This window comes from Dermabacter sp. HMSC06F07 (genome assembly GCF_001807345.1).
Classification (GTDB): domain Bacteria; phylum Actinomycetota; class Actinomycetes; order Actinomycetales; family Dermabacteraceae; genus Dermabacter; species Dermabacter hominis.
On record NZ_KV788577.1, the window covers coordinates 166502 to 185135 of the forward strand.

The 18634-nt window shown below is 64.4% G+C and carries 18 protein-coding genes; 3 read left to right on the forward strand and 15 right to left on the reverse strand.

Annotation, left to right across the window (positions count from 1 at the left end; translation table 11 throughout):
• Positions 1–48 precede the first annotated feature (48 nt).
• The 15 genes from HMPREF3157_RS03115 to sucC form a co-directional block, all read right to left on the reverse strand.
• The gene (locus HMPREF3157_RS03115) at positions 49–1053 is read right to left on the reverse strand and encodes a Gfo/Idh/MocA family protein (protein WP_070435484.1); all 1005 of its coding nucleotides are present in this window, start codon (positions 1051–1053) and stop codon (positions 49–51) included.
• Complete coding sequence (locus HMPREF3157_RS03120) at positions 1050–2054, reverse strand: Gfo/Idh/MocA family protein (RefSeq protein ID WP_070435485.1); 1005 nt, start codon at positions 2052–2054, stop codon at positions 1050–1052. The genes HMPREF3157_RS03115 and HMPREF3157_RS03120 overlap by 4 nt, the downstream gene beginning before the upstream one ends.
• Positions 2055–2090: 36 nt before the next feature.
• A complete protein-coding gene (locus HMPREF3157_RS03125) occupies positions 2091–2990 on the reverse strand; it encodes a carbohydrate ABC transporter permease (RefSeq protein ID WP_061211050.1) in 900 nt (299 codons plus the stop codon).
• A complete protein-coding gene (locus HMPREF3157_RS03130; RefSeq protein WP_016663950.1) occupies positions 2983–3954 on the reverse strand; it encodes a carbohydrate ABC transporter permease in 972 nt (323 codons plus the stop codon). The genes HMPREF3157_RS03125 and HMPREF3157_RS03130 overlap by 8 nt, the downstream gene beginning before the upstream one ends.
• The gene (locus HMPREF3157_RS03135; RefSeq protein WP_070435486.1) at positions 3951–5276 is read right to left on the reverse strand and encodes an ABC transporter substrate-binding protein; all 1326 of its coding nucleotides are present in this window, start codon (positions 5274–5276) and stop codon (positions 3951–3953) included. Before HMPREF3157_RS03135 ends, HMPREF3157_RS03130 begins: the two co-directional genes overlap by 4 nt.
• Before the next feature lie 36 nt (positions 5277–5312).
• Positions 5313–6524, reverse strand: coding sequence for an ROK family transcriptional regulator (locus HMPREF3157_RS03140; protein WP_016663948.1), 1212 nt, complete (start codon positions 6522–6524; stop codon positions 5313–5315).
• Positions 6525–6742: 218 nt separating this feature from the next.
• Positions 6743–7624 (reverse strand): hypothetical protein, encoded by an 882-nt coding sequence (locus HMPREF3157_RS03145; protein WP_016663947.1) that lies wholly within the window; start codon positions 7622–7624, stop codon positions 6743–6745.
• Positions 7625–7708: 84 nt separating this feature from the next.
• The gene (locus HMPREF3157_RS03150; protein ID WP_016663946.1) at positions 7709–8614 is read right to left on the reverse strand and encodes a C40 family peptidase; all 906 of its coding nucleotides are present in this window, start codon (positions 8612–8614) and stop codon (positions 7709–7711) included.
• Between the two features lie 184 nt (positions 8615–8798).
• Positions 8799–9527 (reverse strand): metal-dependent transcriptional regulator, encoded by a 729-nt coding sequence (locus HMPREF3157_RS03155; protein ID WP_016663945.1) that lies wholly within the window; start codon positions 9525–9527, stop codon positions 8799–8801.
• Positions 9528–9692: 165 nt separating this feature from the next.
• A complete protein-coding gene (locus HMPREF3157_RS03160; protein ID WP_016663944.1) occupies positions 9693–9998 on the reverse strand; it encodes a hypothetical protein in 306 nt (101 codons plus the stop codon).
• A 47-nt stretch (positions 9999–10045) separates the two neighbouring features.
• Positions 10046–10282 carry a hypothetical protein gene (locus tag HMPREF3157_RS03165; RefSeq protein WP_016663943.1) on the reverse strand — a complete coding sequence of 79 codons (237 nt, stop codon included), beginning with the start codon at positions 10280–10282 and terminating at the stop codon, positions 10046–10048.
• 134 nt (positions 10283–10416) lie between these two features.
• Complete coding sequence (locus HMPREF3157_RS03170) at positions 10417–11994, reverse strand: hypothetical protein (RefSeq protein WP_141740598.1); 1578 nt, start codon at positions 11992–11994, stop codon at positions 10417–10419.
• A gap of 68 nt (positions 11995–12062) precedes the next feature.
• Positions 12063–12482 (reverse strand): hypothetical protein, encoded by a 420-nt coding sequence (locus HMPREF3157_RS03175; RefSeq protein WP_016663941.1) that lies wholly within the window; start codon positions 12480–12482, stop codon positions 12063–12065.
• 133 nt (positions 12483–12615) lie between these two features.
• Complete coding sequence (sucD, locus tag HMPREF3157_RS03180; protein WP_070435488.1) at positions 12616–13491, reverse strand: succinate--CoA ligase subunit alpha; 876 nt, start codon at positions 13489–13491, stop codon at positions 12616–12618.
• Positions 13492–13498: 7 nt separating this feature from the next.
• The gene (sucC, locus tag HMPREF3157_RS03185; RefSeq protein WP_070435489.1) at positions 13499–14668 is read right to left on the reverse strand and encodes an ADP-forming succinate--CoA ligase subunit beta; all 1170 of its coding nucleotides are present in this window, start codon (positions 14666–14668) and stop codon (positions 13499–13501) included.
• A 121-nt stretch (positions 14669–14789) separates the two neighbouring features.
• Between sucC and HMPREF3157_RS03190 the strand changes: the two genes are divergently transcribed.
• From HMPREF3157_RS03190 to HMPREF3157_RS03200, 3 genes are all read left to right on the forward strand, one after another.
• Complete coding sequence (locus HMPREF3157_RS03190) at positions 14790–15077, forward strand: hypothetical protein (RefSeq protein ID WP_016663938.1); 288 nt, start codon at positions 14790–14792, stop codon at positions 15075–15077.
• Positions 15077–15580 (forward strand): hypothetical protein, encoded by a 504-nt coding sequence (locus HMPREF3157_RS03195; RefSeq protein ID WP_016663937.1) that lies wholly within the window; start codon positions 15077–15079, stop codon positions 15578–15580. The genes HMPREF3157_RS03190 and HMPREF3157_RS03195 overlap by 1 nt, the downstream gene beginning before the upstream one ends.
• A gap of 78 nt (positions 15581–15658) precedes the next feature.
• Positions 15659–18625 carry a multicopper oxidase domain-containing protein gene (locus HMPREF3157_RS03200; protein ID WP_070435490.1) on the forward strand — a complete coding sequence of 989 codons (2967 nt, stop codon included), beginning with the start codon at positions 15659–15661 and terminating at the stop codon, positions 18623–18625.
• The last annotated feature ends 9 nt before the right edge of the window (positions 18626–18634 follow it).

An 18634-nucleotide genomic window follows, 5' to 3' on the forward strand; every position in this document is an offset into this window, starting at 1 on the left:
GGTACGCAGTGGGTACGCAGTAGCGTCCACCGCAAGGCGGCCACCGCGTCAGCGCAGTGGCACCGGCCTTCCCGTGCGCACAGACTCCTGCGCAGCGTTCACGACCCGCACGGTGCGCGCACCAACGGCGCCCGACGGCTCCTGCCCCTCGCCGCTGCGCACGGCCTCGAGAAACGCCTCGAGGAGGAGCGCATCGAGGTTGAGGCCGAAGGGGTGCCACTGCCCGGGACCATCGACGCGTTGCGAGAACGCATCGATGTCGAGCTGGCCGCCCGTGCCAGCCACGTGCAGTTTCAGGCCTCCCCACGTGGGGGCTTCGGCGGGCTGCGACCACGAACAGTCGATCGTCGCGATTAACCCGTTCGCGTAGCGAAACGTCACGAGGCCGCCGGTCTCGGCATCGCCGTCGTTCGTGTGGCCGTACAGCACGCCGTTCGCGACCGCGTGCACGGATTCGGGTTCGCCGAAGAGCGAATCGAGAATTTCGGCGATGTGCACGACGTGGTCGACGAGCGCCCCGCCACCGGCAGCTTCCGGGTCGGTGAACCAATCGCGGCCTGCGGGAAGCTTGCCGTTGTTCGCGCCCGCGAGCGCGATGATCTCGCCGAGGCTGCCGTTATCAACAGCTTGGCGCAGCGCGGCAACCTGGGGCGAAAAATGCACGGGGAAGGCCGTCATGAGCACGACTGAGGCGTTCGCGCAGGCGTCGACCATCTCCTCGGCGTCCTCAATGGTTGTCGCGAGCGGCTTCTCGCACAGGACGTGGATGCCACGACGCGCGGCCTCGAGCACGAGAGTTTTGTGGCCGGCATTGTCGCTACAGACGACGACGGCGTCGGGAGCTTCGCCGTCGAATGCCGTCCATGCCTCGTCGATCGTCGCGACGGTGTGCTCGGCGGGAACGTCGCCGTAGCCGTCCGGATCGGCGAGGACCACCTCGATGTCCGCGCGGCTTTCCAGCAAGCGCACGTAGGAGGCAGCGTGGACGTGGGCGGCGCTCAGTACAGCCACGCGGAGGGCGCGGCCCGCAAGGGTGGGGTCGGTCGCGTTCACAGCACGATCCTTTCGCCGGTACGGATGGATTCGCGAGCGGCCTCGGCAACGGCGATGGCGCGGGTGGCGTCGGAACCGTTCACGCGCGGGGTAGGCCCGGGGTTTCCGACACTCGCCTGCTTCACGCAGTTCCAGAAATCCTCGATCTCGGCCCCGTAGGGATCGCGCATCCCGGCGACGCTCGGCAGGTAGCTCTTGCTCTCACCCGACGAGGCAACCGCGTCGAATTCGATCCCGGTGTTTTTCGCGGAGTCGTACGTGAGTTTGCCGCTGCTTCCCGCGACGTCGAACGAGTAGTGGAAGACGGTGCCTTTCGCACCCCACAGGCCGCGGCAGAACGTGAGTGCGCCGTTTGCGTGGGTGAGGATCACGTGAGCGGCGCGCACGCTCTGATCACCGCTCGAGATGTTCTGCGTGGCGAAGACGCTCGTCACTTCGCCCGCGAGCCACAGCGCCTGGTCGATGTCGTGGATCATCTGGTCCATGATGATGCCGCCGCTGACGGATTCGTCGGCGAACCAGGGCTGCACGGGCATCGAACCGGAGCGCTCGAAGCGAAGCACGGCGAGCTCGCCGAGGCGGCCGGAGTCGACGGCACGGCGAAGCGCCTCATATTGGGGGAAGAACCGCACGACGTGTGCGGGGAAAAGAAGCAGGCCTGCCTCGCGAGCGTGCTCCGCCATGCGCGCAGCCTCACCCGATGAGAGGGCGAGCGGCTTCTCGCACAGCACGTGCGTGCCGTGATCGAGCGCGGCGTGCACGTACTCGGGATGCGAAGGGGTCGGGGTACACACGTCAATGACGTCGACCGCCCCGAGGAGACTCTCGAACGAGTCGTGGATCGTGACGGGCGCAAACTGGGCGGCGAAGTCTTCCGCTCCCTGGTTGCTGAACACGTGGATGTCTGCGTCGAGGGCCCGCCAGCCGCGGGCGTGGGAACGGGAAATGCCGCCCGTGCCCACGATGCCCACGCGCGGGCGCGGCTCAGATTGGAGGATCATTCGTTCATTCTTTCAGGTGACACTGAACCGAAGGTTTTAGCGGAAGCTCGAGAGGGCAAAGCCTTCAATGACCTTCTTTTGCATGATGGCGAATGCGAGGAACACCGGGGCCATGGCCATGAGGCTCGCCGCCATAATCATCGGGTAGTCGGGCCCCACCAGGTGGTCGCCCTGGAGCATCGCGAGGCCTACTGCCACCGGGTATTTCTCGGTCGAGTTGATAACGACGAGCGGCCACAGGAGGCTGTTCCAGGCCGACAGGAGCGTGATCACGCCGAAGGAGAACAGCGCCGGTCGCGCGAGCGGAAGCATGATCTTCCAGAACATTTGCCACGGGTTGCAGCCATCGAGCTTCGCGGCGTCGACGAGTTCCTCGGGGATGCGACGGAAGTACTGCATCATGAAGAACACGCCGAATGCACTCACGAGGCCCGGGGCAAGGATCGCGAAGAAGTTATCGAGAAGCCCTGCCGCGTCGACCATTTGGTACTGCGGGATGAGGAAGATTTGCCCGGGAACCATGAGCACCGTGAGCAGAAGGAAGAAGATGACCTTGCGGCCACGAAAGCGCATCCGCGCGAACGCGTATCCGGCGAGTGAACACGTCACGAGTTCCGCAAGGACCCTCAAGATCGCGTAACTGACGGTGACGGTCATCTGCTCGGTGAACGGCACGAACTCGAAGACACGCGCGAAGTTCTCCCACCGGAGTTTCTCGGGCCAGAGGTTCATCGGGATTTCGACGACTTCGGCGCGGGTGCTGAGCGCGAGCTTGATCTGCCACAGGAACGGGAACAGCATCGTGAGGGCGCCGATCGCGAGGATCAGGTGCGCGTCCCACGTGTGCCCGTGCAGGCCTTTGCTGCGCTTTTGCTTCTTCTTTTTCTTCGCCTTGGTGTCGTCGAAGGGAAGATCGGGAGCGAGGGAATCAGTCATAGTTCACCCACTTCTTCTGGACCCGGAACTGGACGATCGTGAGAATGCCGACGATCACGAGGATGAGCAGGGCGATCGCGGAGGCGTAGCCCTTATCGTCGCCCGGGAACGCCGCGCGGTAGAACAGGTACACGAGCGAGAGCGTCTTCTTCGTGACGGGGTTGGCGTCGCCAAGAACCGCGAAGATGAGGTCGAAGAGCTGGAAGCCGCCGATGATGCTCGTGACCGTGAGGAAGAAGATGCTCGGAGTCAGCAGTGGAATCGTGATCGAGAAGAACTGACGCCACGTTCCCGCGCCATCGAGCTGCGCCGCCTCGTACACTTCGGGCGGAATCGTTTTCAGACCCGCACCGAGCACGATGATCTTGAAACCGATGCTCATCCAGAGCCCCACAATCGCGACGACGATTAGGGCGACCCATTCGGTTGTGATCCACCGAGGGCCTTCGATACCGAAGAAGCGCAAGATGACGTTCACGATGCCGGCTTCGCTGTGGAAAATCATGCGCCACACCATCGAGATCGCTGTGGGCATCGCGATGTACGGCAGGAAGAACAGGGCTCGGTAGATCCCGGCACCCTTGAGGCCCGGGCGCTCGAGCAGCGCCGCGAAAAGAACGGAGATCGGAATCGCGAGCAGAATGATGACCGTGTAGATCACCGTGTTGAGGAACGCACGCGGTAGTTGCGGATCCTCGGCGAGGCGTTTGAAGTTGTCGAGCCCCACGAAGTGGGCGGGCTCGAAGGTTGACCACGACGTGAGCGACATGCCGAAGCTCATGATCATCGGCACGAAATACATGAGGCCAATGCCGATCACGGTCGGGGCGATGAAGAGCCACGGCCAGATGCCGTCGCTCATGCTTCCGCGGCGTTTCTTCTTCCGCGGGGCCTGCTGGCCCGCCTCATGAATCTCTTCAGAGGCGGCGCCAGCGGCAGCGTTCGAAACGTCGAGCGAGCTCACTCGCCCTTCTCCTTCGCGAGCACCTCGTTCATGGCCTTCGCGAGCTCGGTGCAGCCTTCCTCGGCAGTGAGTTCACCGGTGAAGACCTTCGTGAGGTACTCCCCTTCGAGCTCCTGCCAGTCCGGGCAGCTCTTTGAAATGGGGAACGCCACGCCGTTCTTCTCGGCCTGGTCGATAAACACCTGGAGGTTGAGCTCCGGGTGAGCGTCGACGTAGCCATCCTGAGTGCCGTTGAGGGCGGGGTTCGCCGCGCCGGATTCGGCGCTGATCTTTGCGGCCTCTTCACCGGCGAGGAAGGCAACGAGAGCCTGAGCCGCCGGCATGTTCTTGGTGAATGCGGAGATGCAGTTGCCGATGCCGTGCACGACGGTCTTCGGGATATCGCCACCGGGCAGCGTCGCGACGGTCACGTCGTCCTTGGTCGAGGCCTTGAGCATGGCCGGCACGCGCCAGTTGCCCGACCACTGCATCGCGCATTTACCGCTCTCGAACATGGCGTAGGCGGAGTTCTCGGCTAGGTAGTCAAGGTCGGGGGATGCGCCGATCTCGATGAGATCGCGCCAGAACTTCACGCCTTCAATGGTCTTGGGATCGTCGTACCCCGACTTCTTCTTGTCGTCGGAGATCACATAGCCGCCCGTAATGGCGATCGAGTGGTAGTAAGACGCGGTGCGCGAGAACACCTCCGCGCACCCCCACACACCGTCGGGCAGCTTCTCGCCGAGTTCGACGGCCTTCTCCTTGTAGGTGTCGAGCGTCCAGGTCTCGTCGGGGTAGGCGACGCCGGCCTGATCAAAGAGCTTCTTGTTGTACCAGATGGCGACGGTGTCGAAGTCTTTCGGCGCGGCGAAAGGCTCACCGTCGACGCTGTACATGTTGGCGAGCGCTTCCGGGTAGTTCTTCGGATCGAACAGACCCGCATCCTGGAGCCCCTTGAGCGAGGCGAGCTGGCCGTTCTCGGCGTAGGAGCGGAAGTGCGGGCCCGTCATCCAGAACACGTCGGGAAGAGCTTTCGAGGACACCTGAGTGCGCAGCTTCCCGAAGTATTCCTTCCACGGGGTCATCTGGAGGCTAACCTTCACGTTCGGGTACTTCTCGTTGAACGCCTTGATCATTTCCTCCAGCATTTCCTGCTGGTTAACGTCCCAAAAGGCGTAGGAAATGCTGCCCTCGATCTTTGCGGGGTCGTCGCCGATTTCGTTCTTCGTGCCCTTACTCGAAGTGCCTCCGGTGCCGGAACCGCCACAGCCAGCGGCGGCGGCTGCGAACGCAGCGCCACCCGCGGCGAGGAGGGAACGGCGGGCGGTGGTGGATTTAGACATGGTGTGCTCCTTGGATAGCGGGTATAGGGGTAGGGGTCAGCTGGCGAGCGCGTGGCTCGGGTGGTCAGCCCGCTCGGTTGCGGGGTCGTTTTCGGTCAGGGTCGTGGGGGCGGGCAGTTGCCAGTGTGCGAGCGCGGGTGCGCTCGGGTTCGTGAACGCGGTGTAGAGGGCTCCGACGGCTGTCGAATAGCGCCCGTGTGCCGAGCGCCTGATCCGCGGCAGGAAGGGGACGGTGAGGCGTTCCTTCAGGTAGGGGGCGAGGAAATCCGCGAGCGGTGCGGATGTCTCGCTCAGCGCGCCCGCGAGAACGAGAACCTCCGGGTCGAGGATCGCGACGAGGCGCGAAAGGGGGTCGGCGAGTGCTTTGAGATAGTCGTGCAGGCTCGCGAGGCATTCGGCATCCCCCGCGTGGGCCCGCTCGGCGGTCTGGAGGGGGCTTCTGCCAGATGGCCACTGCCAGTCACCGCATACCGATCCGGGGGTCCATTGAGTTCCGACGGCTGTCGTCATTTCGCCGGCGACGCCGTTGGCGCCTTCGAAGAGCTCGCCATTGAAGGTGACCGCGCTCGAGACGCGGCGCCCGAGCCACACCGTCACCTGGGATGAGTCGACCGTGCCGGCCCCGAGGCGGGCCTCGCCGAGCGCTGCAGCCTTGACGTCGTTACTCACAAAAAGCGGCACGTTTATGAGGGATTCAATTTCGCGATGAAAATCCCAATCATTAAGGTACGGCAGAACACGCGAAAGCTTGACCTTCTGCGCTTTGACGATACCCGGAACTGCGAGGCCAACCCCCGCGATCGAGGCGCCTTCGCCCACGATCCGAACCACGTCGTCGAGGTCTCGCAGGAACGTGTCGCGCGAGGGTTCGCGCACGCGATCCGCCTCGTAGCGCGCAAGAATGCGGCCCGCGCGATCGGTGGCGATCGCCCTGATCGCGTGCTCACCAATATCGACGCCCACCATCCTGTCGCTAGGAACGAAGGTGTATGTTCGCCCTGGTCGACCGGCTTTTCCTGTGGGACGTAGATCCGAGGTTACGATTTTTGCCGTCTCAAGAGAACGCAGAGCAGCGTCAATCGTGGGCCGCGAAAGATCGGTGCGGCTCGCGATAGCGCTTGCCGTGAGCGAGCGGTGGTCGCGCAGCAGGAGGAGGCACTGTTCTTCGGGGGAAACGTGAAGACCGGTTGCGCGCAGTTCGGGTTGAACCGAGCGCGATGCTGCACTCACATTTCGCGTGCGCGCCATGTGCGAACCTCCCCACCTCAGCGACTGCCGCGTTCGGGCCAGTAGTTTTTAAAGCCGCTTTAAATAAATCAATGCCGGGAGTTTTCGGCAAGACAAGCATCGAAATGTCGGAACCTGTTCATCGACAATTAAGATTCGCGCCGACCTCACGCCGTTTCCAGTAGGTCAGCGCACTATCAACCGCTCGTGGCAGCAAGAAGCCCCGAATGCGGGCGAGGCTACCAGCGCTCGGGATATCCGCCCTGTGTCGCGGGAATCGCCTGGCGCTGCGCGGCCGACCGTCGCGCCGCAACGATCGACATGCCTGTGACGGCAGCGATGATGAGGCCGAGACCCGCGAGAGCGCACAGGACCGCCGGAACGAAAACGTCGTGGGCAGCAACGTCGAGAACGCGCTGGACCACGGGCCCGGCAACGGTCGAATCGGTCAGAGTCTCGGGCACCCACAGCGCGTGGCCGTAGAGCACGCCGATCCAAGTCAGGGCCGTCACCAGTACGGCGACGCCCAGGAGCATGAGCGTGCGCAGCCGAACGCTCGACACGAGAAGCGCGCCGATGCCCGCAGCAATACCGACGACGGTAAGGAGGGTTGCGTTTACGGCGATGGCCTCAAGAATCTCAAACCAGCCGGCATCGAACGTACCGAGGTTGACGACGGTCGGTCCGACATCGGGGATGTCGAACGGGAGAATTGATTTCACGGGCGCGAGGAGCGCATCCCAGATTGGCGTGAGATCGGCGTGCACCGTCACGGTCGTGGCGCCGCTCGTGAGCTGGTCGTGGATGTCCCCCATCGTTCCCGACCACATCGTCCCGTAGGCCTCGGTGCCTGTGACCGCACCGACTTGGGACAAGAGCATGTCCTGCACCCCTGCCCGTAGGCTCTCGGGGATGGGGAGCCCCGCACCGACCTGGTTCATCGCCTCATTCGCGAGAGTCTTTTGCAGGTCGAGGTCGCGCGCGAGGGGGCTCGTGAGCGTCAAGAAGCCCTCGCGGTTCACGATGCGGTCGCGCACCCACGCGGCGGGCACGCTCACGGTTGTTGCCACGAACGAGACAAGCACCAGGAGCACGGCCCCGATTTCACGCACGATAGTCATAGGCTCACCTTACCGAACCGGCCATACCTCTTAAAAGGAAACGCCACCCCGGCACGATCCGGGGTGGCGTTCTCAAAGTCGTGATCAGTCAGCGATGCGGTAGAAGGACCAGTTCGCGTTCCAGAGCTTGCGGATGCTCGTGTTCTTTGCGCTGTTGCCCGCGTCGAGGATCATGCCGTTGCCGGCGTAGATGCCGACGTGGCCGGGGTAGTAGGCGAGATCGCCGGGGCGAGCCTCAGAGCGGGAGATGCGCTTGCCCATACGTGCCTGGGCGCCCGCGCTGTGCGGGAGGTGGATACCGTGCTGGCGGTACACCCACGACGTGAAGCCGGAGCAATCCCAGCCCGAGGGCGAGCTGCCACCGAACACGTAGCGAACGCCGATGCCTCGCTTAGCAGTCGAGAAGATCGAACCAGTAGCAGCCGACGAGCTCGGGGCTTCTTCGGTCTCGTTGTCGCGCTCCTCGCTCTTCTTTTCGCGCTTCTTGCGATCGGAGGTGTCCTCGGAGTTGTCGGTGTCCTCCGACTCGTCGTTTGCGCGCTCTTCGCGGCGGTCCGAGCGACGCTCTTCGGTCTCGTTGGTCTCGCGCGAATTCTCTTCGGTCTCGCGCGAATCCTCTTCGCGGTTGTCGGATTCGTCTTCGTCGCGGTCATTAAGAGCCTCGGGCTCTTCAACCTCAACCACGGGAGCTTTGGGCTTGAGGGTCGCGGCCGAAGCGGCGAACACGCCGAAAGCTGAGTCGTCGTGCTTCTGAGCGACGGGGATGGTCACAGCCGGGGCGGTGACGGGGGCGATGACATTCGTCGACTCGGCAGCGGCATCGGCCTGAGTCGTGCCGTCAGCGAGTGCGCCGGTGGAGCCGGTGAGCACGAAGGTCGCAGCGAAAGCAACGCCAGCGGTGCCACGGGTAGCGCGCGCCACGGGGGTAACGGGGCGCATCTGGCGGCGATGGGTGTTCGCGAAACGATTCGACACGTGGGGACCTTCCATGTTCTCGACCTTGCGGCTCCTGCCTAAGAGTTCGAGCTTCCCGGAGCAGGTATGAAAATCCAGGAGCTAGGGCGCGGCTCTTCCGCAACCGAGTACGACTCTACGAAACAAAACGCCTCCGTCAGTGGGATCTGACGGAGGCTGTTCCAAGTCTTTGACAGTCCTTTACCTAGACGGAATCAGGTCACACTGGATCGACCCCGATGTGGCCCGCATCGGAAGGAGTAAGCGAGATCGGTTCGCCGCCCTCGGTCTCGAGAACGATCGCATCCGCGTCGGCATAAACGCGCACGTCAGCACCGGGAACGACCCCGTGGGCCTCGAGATCCGCCAGGAATGACACGTCCGACTGAATGACCTCCCCGATCGACGCAACCCGCACAGTGCACGGCCCTGCGCTCAGGTCACAATCCACGAGTCTTTGACCCGCACTTTGCCGAACTCCCGAGCCGTTGACCCCCTCGGCTACACCGGGGTGGATATCTTCAAGGCCGCCCTCGAGTTCGGCGAGGCCCGGGATCGGATTTCCGTAGGGATCGCGATACGGAGGGGTGAGGAGCGACGCGATCTTACGCTCAACGTCGAGGCTCATCACGTGCTCCCAGCGGCACGCCTCTTCGTGCACTTTCGAGTACTCGAGGCCGATGACGTCGATGAGGTGGCGCTCGGCGAGGCGATGCTTGCGCATCACGCCCGTGGCAATCCGCTCTCCCTCGATACTCAAGTGAATGACGCGCTCATCGTCAAGGAAGAGCAAGCCATCGCGCTCCATGCGCGCAACCGTCTGCGAAACGGTGGGTCCAGACTGATGCAGTCGCTCCGCGATCCGCGCCCGCATCGGCGTAATCCCGAGTTCGAGCAGCTCGAACACCGTTTTCAAGTACATCTCTGTCGTATCGATCAGGTCAGTCACGATGCTCCTTCGAGTGGGGCGCACGGGGCGCAGAAAATATGGGGCGCTAAATATGGGGGCGCTGCTCGATTCTATAAGTGAGGTTCCGACGGCAGCCCGGCAAGCGTCGGACCCCACATTGCTTGCGCTCCCCCGCCTCGACCGAGACGCACAAAGCGCCTCGCACTACACGTCGTGTGCCACGATCCTCGCGAGTAGCGTGAGCACTCCTGCCGTCGAGGCAAAAAACGCCGCAATCGCCGCAACGGAACCGACGAACATGCCGGCGGTATCCCCGTCCCGGACTGCACGCGCGAGAACCCACGCGGCTAGGGCGAGCCCCGCCACTGCGAGTCCGATGCCGATGCCTATAACAATCGCCCACTTGAGGAGCCCGAGTGCGCCGCCCACGATTGCGAGAAATAGAGCGCCAATGGCAAGAGCGGGCAAAAGGAGCGGAGAGCGCGAAGGGGCGGGGGCGTGCATGGTCACGGTGTCACCTGGCCTCAAGTTTCAATGGGATTCGTTCGCTATGCCATTCAATTAACACGCCACTGCACGTTATGCTCCACGCCATCGTCATCCTCGTAGGCCCGTACCCCCTGGTGTGCGCTGCTCGTGAGCCAAAATTGCCTCGCGTTCGCATTGCTCCCGTTGCTCTTCGCGGTGACCTGAACCTGGCCCGCATCGACGGGAGTGCCGGGCGTTCCGGTCTGAAGAGGTGCGGGCGTGGGTTGCGGCTGATTCATTCCGGGACCGAGGGACGGTGCGCTCATGCGGCCATCATAGACGCCGGCCGGCCACAAAGGTATGACAGGTCACACCCTCCCGGTGCGAATAAAGAAATCGCCCCGCACCACGCTCCTCGAAGGAGATGGCACGAGGCGAAATCGCATTGAGCAGAGGTGTGCTACGACAGCATCGCGATGAGGCCAATGATGATGGACACGACGCCGATGATGATCGTGATAACCGAGAGCACCGACGCGATGATGCCGAGCGCCTTGCCACTACCGCCCTTGAAGCCGCGCGCGGCGCCCCAAGCACCGAGCACGAGCCCCACGAGGCCGAGCGGGAGTGCAAGGGCATACACGAACATGAGCGGCACGAACGAGAGCCCGATACCGATCAGGGCCAGCACAAGACCAATGATGGCGAGCACAGTGCCGTTCTTCTTCGGTGTGCTTGCGGCGGTGGGCGCTTGCTGGTTGTAGCCCGCGGGGGTCGGGTAGCCGGTATTTGCGCTCGGTGCCGAGTAACCGCTTTGCACACCCGGGTTGCTCGGCTGGAACTGGTTAGCGCTCGAGTTCTGGGCGCTGTAGCCGCCCTGCGGCGCTGCCCCGTGATCGCCGGAGTTCATCGCACTGTAGCCGCCCTCGGGGGCCTGCTGCTGGCCATAGCCCTGGGCGTAGCTAGGCTGCTGGTTCTGCTGGCCGTAGCTCTGCTGGCTGTAGTCGTTGCCGTAGCTCTGCTGGCCATAGCTCTGCGCTTGGGGTGCGGATTCACTGCCGTACCCCTCGCTCACGGCGCTTGAAGTCTGGGCGCCGAAGCCCTGCGCTTCACCGGGCTGCTGGAAGGCCGACGCCTGCCCGGATCCCGCGACGGTCGAGTCAAACTGCTGCGGCTCGTTCGCCGAAGGGGCCGACGGAGCCGAGTACGCGGGAGCTGCCGAGGTTGCCGACGCTGCCGGGGTTGCCGAGTTTGCCGACGCTGCGGATGCTGCCGTGCCGTACTGCGCGGCGCTGCTGTCCGTATTCGAGTAGCCGCTATCAGGCGCGCCACTCGGGGCGCCATAAGTCTGGTTCTGCTGCGACGAACCGTAGCTGGGCGCTTCGCTCGGCGCGCCATAGCTGGGTGCGCCGTAGCTGGCCCCGCCGTAGCTCTGCGACTGGGACGCCGCGCCCTCGTGGCCCGGTGCGCCGTAGGCGCCAAACTGCGTGGATTGCTCGCTGTGCTGCTCGGTGGCGCTCGACTCACCGCCGTGCGACGGTGCGCCGTAGGAACCAAACTGCGTGGATTCTTCGCGCGGCTGTTCGGGCTCAACGCCCGCCGGCTCACCCTGAGCAGCCTCGACCTTTTCCGGCTGCGCCTGCTCATTCTGTGCGGACGCACCGTAGCTCGGAGCCGCGGGAGCCGCTTCTGCGGCGTTGCCGTAGTGGGCGGGCTGGTAGGTCGAGCCGTACGACGGCACGTCTTCGCTTGTGTCCGGAGTCGCTTCGGGATTCTGCGAAGCTTCGGGGGACTTTCGATCTCCCTCAGCCTCAGCATTCTGCGAGGCGAACGGGCCGACCTCGTGCACAACGCCGCCCTCGGGCGTCGCAGCAGCGGACTCGTCGTGCGAAGGGGCGAGCGCTTCCTGCGCCTGCCAATTCGGTGCCGATGACTGCTCCTGCTGGGCGTTCTCGACGCTCGGCGAATTCTCGGGTTTCTCGGGCTCTGGGTAGCCCTGGGGATTGTTGACGGGATCGTTGCCGTAAGGAGTACTCATGCCTCCCATCCTAAAAGCGGCTTCCTTAGAAACCTTTGGCAACGCGTGGGGCGAGAAACCGTCGGATCTCAGGCCTTCCCCACCGGCATGAGGAACATAAACGCGTACGGAGTCAGCCCGAAGAACACGAGCGGGAACGAGGCGGCGATCGCGGCAAACGAGAGGAGGACGCTTCCGCCCTGTCGCTGCGAAAGGCGGACGCTCAAAAACGCGAGCACGAGCGCGAGAGCCGCGAGGGGCAGTGTTCCAAGGCCAAAGCGCTCGAAAGGTTCGACGAACGAGCACACGACGCAGACAAGACCGAGAAAGCTCAGCACGAGCGAGAGCGCGGCGAGGCCGAGACCCGTGCCAAAGAGGTACTTGAGGAACGCGCCGCTGCGAGAGGTGCGCGCGGGCGTGGAGTCCCAATTCGAAGCGCCCTCAAGCATCGAGGGGTTGAAGCGTGGGGCCTCGCTCGGCGTTTTCCTGGTGGGTCCTGATGTACTCATGCGGCAAGGCTACTGAGTGTGCCGGCGTCGTGGGGCGCGCAACTTGTCGCAATCCTGAGACAGCGAACGCGGTGCAGGACTCGCGAGCGAGCGACGTCGAGCTTCGCCTATCCGTGACGGGAGGGGATGCCCGCTAGAGGCCGTCTCGTACGAGCCTCGCGGCCTCACTCGGACTCGTTCCCACGCGCACACCCGCAGACTCGAGCGCCGCCTTCTTCGCGCGCGCCGTTCCGCTTGAGCCGCTCACAATAGCGCCCGCGTGCCCCATTGTTTTGCCTTCGGGAGCGGTGAAGCCAGCGATATAGCCGACGACGGGTTTCGTGACCTTCGCGCGGATGAATTCGGCGGCGCGCTCCTCGGCGTCTCCCCCGATTTCACCGATCATGACGATCACCTCCGTCGCGGGGTCTGCTTCGAAAGCATCGAGGGCATCGATGTGGCTCGTGCCCACGACCGGGTCGCCGCCGATTCCGATCGCGGTCGTGAAGCCGATGTCGGAGAGTTCGTGCATCATCTGGTACGTGAGGGTGCCGGATTTAGAAACGAGCCCGATCGGGCCCGGGCCCGTGATGTGGTCGGGGATGATCCCCGCGTTGGACAGACCCGGCGAGACGATCCCCGGGCAGTTCGGCCCGATGATGCGCGTGCGACCACTGCGCTGCGCGCGCGCATAAAACTCGACGGTGTCCAGAACAGGGATGCCCTCCGTGATGACGACGACGAGTGGCATACCCGCCTCGATCGCTTCGATCACGGCCCCCTTCGCAAACCTGGGCGGCACGAAAACCACGGAGACATTCGCGCCGGTTTCGCGCATCGCTTCGGCCACCGTGCCGAAAACCGGGGTCCGACGGTTGCCGAGGTCCACGTCGCTCCCGGCTTTCTTCGGGTTGACCCCACCCACGATCTGGGCGCCCGCGGCGCTCATGCGGCGCGCGTGCTTGAGACCCTCGCTTCCGGTGATGCCCTGCACGATGATGCGGGAGTTGTCGTCAAGAAAAATCGCCATGATTGCCCTACTTTCCAGCGGCGAGCGCGGCGGCTTGCCTCGCGGCGTCGTCCATTGAATCCGCGATGTGCACGAGCGGGTGCTTCGCGCGGCGAAGAACCTCGCGCCCCTCCTCCACGGCGTTGCCGTCGAGTCGCACGACAATCGGCTTCGCTGCGCGGTCGCCGATTCTCTCGAGGGCGCCGACGATGCCGAGGGCGACTTGATCGCACGCGGTAATACCGCCAAACACGTTGATAAATACGCTTTTCACCTGAGGGTCGGCGAGGACCAACCCGAGCCCATCGGCCATGACGCTCGCCGATGCACCGCCGCCGATATCGAGGAAGTTCGCCGGATGAATCCCGCCGAAGTCGCGACCCGCGTAAGCGACAACGTCGAGAGACGACATCACGAGGCCTGCACCGTTGCCCACAACGCCGACTTCGCCGTCGAGCTTCACGTAATTGAGGCCGAGGCGCTGGGCCTCTTCCTCCAGGGGGTCCTTGCTGTCGGTTGAGGCGAGGGCGGCAAGGTCGTCGTGACGAAACAGCGAGTTATCGTCGATCGACACTTTGCCGTCGAGGGCGAGGATCTCTCCCCCCGTGGTGGTGACGAGGGGGTTGACCTCGACGAGAGTCGCGTCTTCGTCGCGATAAACCTCCCAAAGCCGTTCGAGAACCGGGGCGATGGCGCCGATCTGCTCGGCATCGAAGCCCGCAGCTTCGAGAAGATCGCGCGATGCTTCCGCCGTGAGGCCCTCGAGCGGGTCGATTTCGCGGCGCGCGAGTGCCTCCGGCCGCTCCTTCGCCAGCTGTTCGATCTCCACGCCGCCTTCCTTCGAGCACAGCGCGGTGAGGCCGTGCGAGGAGCGGTCCAGAAGGATTGAGAAGTAGTGTTCCTCGGCGATCTCGGCGCCCTCGGTAACCAGGACGGAATGAACCGTGTGCCCCTTGATGTCCATACCGAGGATCGCTCGGGCTGCATCTTCGGCTTCCGCTGGAGTGCGAACGACCCGAACGCCGCCGGCCTTTCCGCGACCACCGACCTTGACCTGAGCCTTCACGACCAGCACGGGAGAGTCGAGCGAGTCCGCGGCCGTGCGCGCTTCCTGCGGGGTTGTCGCGAGACGACCGTCGAGAACGGGAACGCCGTGGCGGGCGAATAGCTCACGCGCGTGATGTTCGAGAAGGTCCACGAGGGGTCCTTTCATGGCAGGCAATTGTCACTCCAGGTTAGGGGATCGCCACGGCCAAGGGGCACAGCGGACACCCGCGCGCCCGTCACACCCGCCAAACCGGGACCGTTACGATGGAACAATGACGAGCCCCCGCCCCCAGCGTAGAACGCTCCGCCAGCGCATCATGGATCACCTTTTCTTTTCCGTCGTGGTCATGACGCTCTTTTTCGTGGTCCTCTCACTCATGGGGATCAAGGCGAAGTTCGCAAGCCTCGTGCTGTCGATCCTGCTCACGCTCGCGCTCAACGTGGGGCTTTCCTACTACTACGAATGGCGTCGCGACCGCGAGCGCGCCGCGATCCGCGAAGGCCGCGCGAATGTGCGCGACAGACGCGATGGCGATATCCGCATGAGGGATGAGAAGTAATGGCCAGTTGGAAGACCTACGCGAAGGCGGCCCGCAACACGGCGCGCAAGCAGGCTCCCGGCGCGAAGCGCGCCGTGCAGCGGGAGGCCCGCGCCTACGCGAGCGGAGCGCAGAAAGTGTGGGAGGCGAAAGCAGCCGATAACGTGCGCCGTGGCGCCGAGAGCGCGAAGAACTCGGCGAGCGAATCGGCAAAGACGATGCGCGCGGCCGCGAAGGTCGCGGGGCGCCGGTATCGCCGCGCGAATATGACGAAGCGCCTGCTCGCGGCCCTGCGCGACACGTCAATCATCGCCCTCTCGCTCGGCGCGATCTGGTTTGTGTTCTCGAGGATCATCCCTATTCCGGTGACGTGGATGCTCATCCTCCTCGCGGTGATCGTGCTCTTGCGGATCATTGCCGCTCTCATGCAGGACGCCTACGAAGAAACAGACCTCGACGATCCGGAGGGCATTCCTGGCGAGGAGCTCCCCGAAGGCGCGAAGGTCAAGAGGTTTAAGTCCTGATCGAGTTCCCTTTTCGTCGATAGCATGAACGGGGCGCTTTTCGCGCCCCGTTTGTCGTCCCCGCACGGAAGGTCAGCCTTGCACTCGACCGAGAATCGCCCCAAAGGCTTCACCCGCCGCAGCTGGCACAGGAAGGCCACGAAACCCGTCTCCTACTGGATGATCGCGCTCGTGATCGCCGTCGCCGCGCACCCGTTCATCCCGCAGTTTCGGTGGCTACTCGTGCACATGGTGACGCTCGGCCTCGTGACGACATCGATCATGATTTGGGGCCAGCACTTCACGGAGGCGCTCCTTAAGACTCGCCTCGCCGAGGAATCCCGCCCGACGCAAGTGGGGCGCATTTGGGGCCTCACGGCGTCGATTGTGCTCACGATGGCGGGCATGCTCGCGAATCTCCCGCCCGTCACGGTGCTCGGTGCCGTCGGCGTGAGCGCCATGATCCTCTGGTATGCCTTTGCGCTTGGCGCGCAGCTCAAAGCAGCCCTCGCCCCGCGTTTCTCGTTCGTCGTGCGGGCCTACCTCATTGCCGCGTGCCTCCTCCCCTTCGGTGCAACGCTCGGCGCGATCCTCGCCTTCTCCCCCGGCGAACCGTGGCAGGGGCGTCTGCTCCTCGCTCATCAAGTCGTCAATATCCTCGGTTTCGTGGGCGTCACGGTCTCGGCAACGCTGCTCACGCTCTGGCCCACGGTCTTGCGCACGAAGCTCGATACGGCGAAAGCCTCGCGCGCCTCGCGTTTCCTCATCGTCATGGTGATCGGCACGCTCATCGCGATGCTCGGTGCGCTCGTCGACAACGTCCTCGTGGGGCTCGCGGGCCTCACCCTCTACATTCTCGGTCAGGTCGTCCTCGGCTCGCTCCTCGTGGCGCTTGCGCGACAATCGGCTCAGCAAACCCGTCGCGAGCCGCTCGCCCTCTTCCCCGTGCTCTCGATCGGCACGGCCGCGCTGTGGTTTCTCGGCACGTGCGTGGCGCTGTGGGGGCTGTGGTTCAGCTCGATCGGCAGTTCCGACGGTTCCCCGGTCACCTCGCCCCTCAACTTCTCGCTCACCGCGGCACGCCTCCACGATCTGAGCGTCCCCTTCGTCGCGGGCTTCCTCTTGCAACTTCTCCTGGGCGCGATGAGCTACCTTCTGCCGGCCTCGATGGGCGGCGGTCCGCGCGCTCTCAAGGCGGGTCTCGCCGTCATGAGCCGCTGGGCGATCTTCCGCGTAGTGACACTCAACCTCGCACTTGGTCTGTTCGCGTTCGCGAGCGTCACCGGCACGATCGGTGAGGCGTTCTTCGGCGCTCTCACTCTCGGCACGTTCGCGCCTAGCCAGTTCGGCTCGGTCACGCGCGTTCTGGTGTCCGCCGTGGCGTTTTTCGTGCTTGCGAGTTTCATCTTCTTCATGCTCCGCATGGTCAAGGTCAATCTTCGCGAGCGCCTCGAGTTCAAGGAGCGCTCGGCGCAGCTTGGCATGCCCGGCGTGGGCGCACCGACCGCATCGATGCACGCAGCAGGCGGTGCTACTTCGGCATCCACGTCCTCTGCCGTGAGTGCACCTCGTGCGGACGCGCGCGAAGCACAGCCCTCGCGCGAACCCGCGATGCTCGACCGGCGCCACCTCACGAGCGCACTCGCTGGCGTAGGGACCGTGTTCTCCCTTGCCGCGGTCGGGCGCGCTTTCGACGGCACCCTTGCAGGCGCGGCGGCCGTCGGAAACCCCGCCGGAGGGGCCGAGCCCACGAATGGTGCGGGCCCCGCCATCGCCCCGACCGGTCGCACCACCCGACTTAAGGTCGAGGCGAATGCCGATATGCGCTTCGTGCCGGACGCGCTCGAGGTACCCGCGGGTGACCGCCTCGAAATCGAGGTCCGCAACGTCGATCCCGCGAACACTCACGACCTCGTTCTCGCCACGGGCCCACACACGGCGCGCCTCCATTCAGGCGACACCGCCGTGCTCGAGGCCGGAATCATCACTGAACCCGTCGAAGGCTGGTGCTCGATCGTCGGTCACCGCGCGATGGGCATGACCCTCACGATCACCCCAACCGCGGCGAGCACGAGCGAAACCGAGGGCGGCAACGCTGGCGCAGCAGGCGTCGGAACCGACCCCCTCACCCGAGTAAGCGCCGACCTCACTGCCGCGCCAGGTACCTCACGCACGCGGCGTGACCCGGTCGTGCCTGCAGTCCCCTCCCCCGGTACGCCGCAAAAACTCGCCTTCGACGTGACCGAGGCGAACCTCGAGATCGCACCCGGCATCGCGATGGAATCGATGGTGTACAACGGCGAGGTCATGGGGCCCGTCGTCACCTCCCCCCTTGGCGGAAAAGTCGAATTAACCCTCACCAACAGCGGCGAGATGGGCCACTCGATCGACTTCCACGCCGGCACCGTCGCGCCGAGCACCTACATGCGCACGATCGCGCCCGGCGAGAGCCTCGTGTACCCCTTCACCACTGACTATGCGGGCGCGTGGCTCTACCACTGCTCGACCGCACCCATGACCATGCACCTGTCCGGCGGCATGTATGGAATCCTCATCGTCCCGCCACAGGGACTTGCACAGGCCGACCGCGAATACGTGCTCGTCCAATCCGAGCACTACCTCACCCCGGAGGCCAGCACCGGCGCGGATGGAAGCCCTGTTCAGGGGCCCGACGGTTGCGCGGTTCACGCCATCTCTTCGGAAAAAATCTTCGCCGAACGCCCCGACTTCACCGTGTTCAACGGACACGCGAACCAGTACGTGCACGCACCCCTCGAAGCGAAGGTCGGCGAGCGCGTGCGCATCTGGGTACTCGCCGCGGGACCGAGCCGAGGAATTGCCTTCCACGTCGTCGGTACCGTTTTCGACACCGTCTTCAAGGAAGGCGAATACCTGTTGCGACCCGACAACGCCACCGGCGGCGGCGCGCAAGCTCTCGACCTCGGCAGCTGCCAGGGAGGGTTCGTCGAGATGGTGTTCCACGAAGAAGGCACGTACAAGGCCGTCAATCACCAGTTCGTCGACCTCGAACGCGGCGCGCTCGCGCTCATTAACGTGACAGCCTGAGCGCCGGGC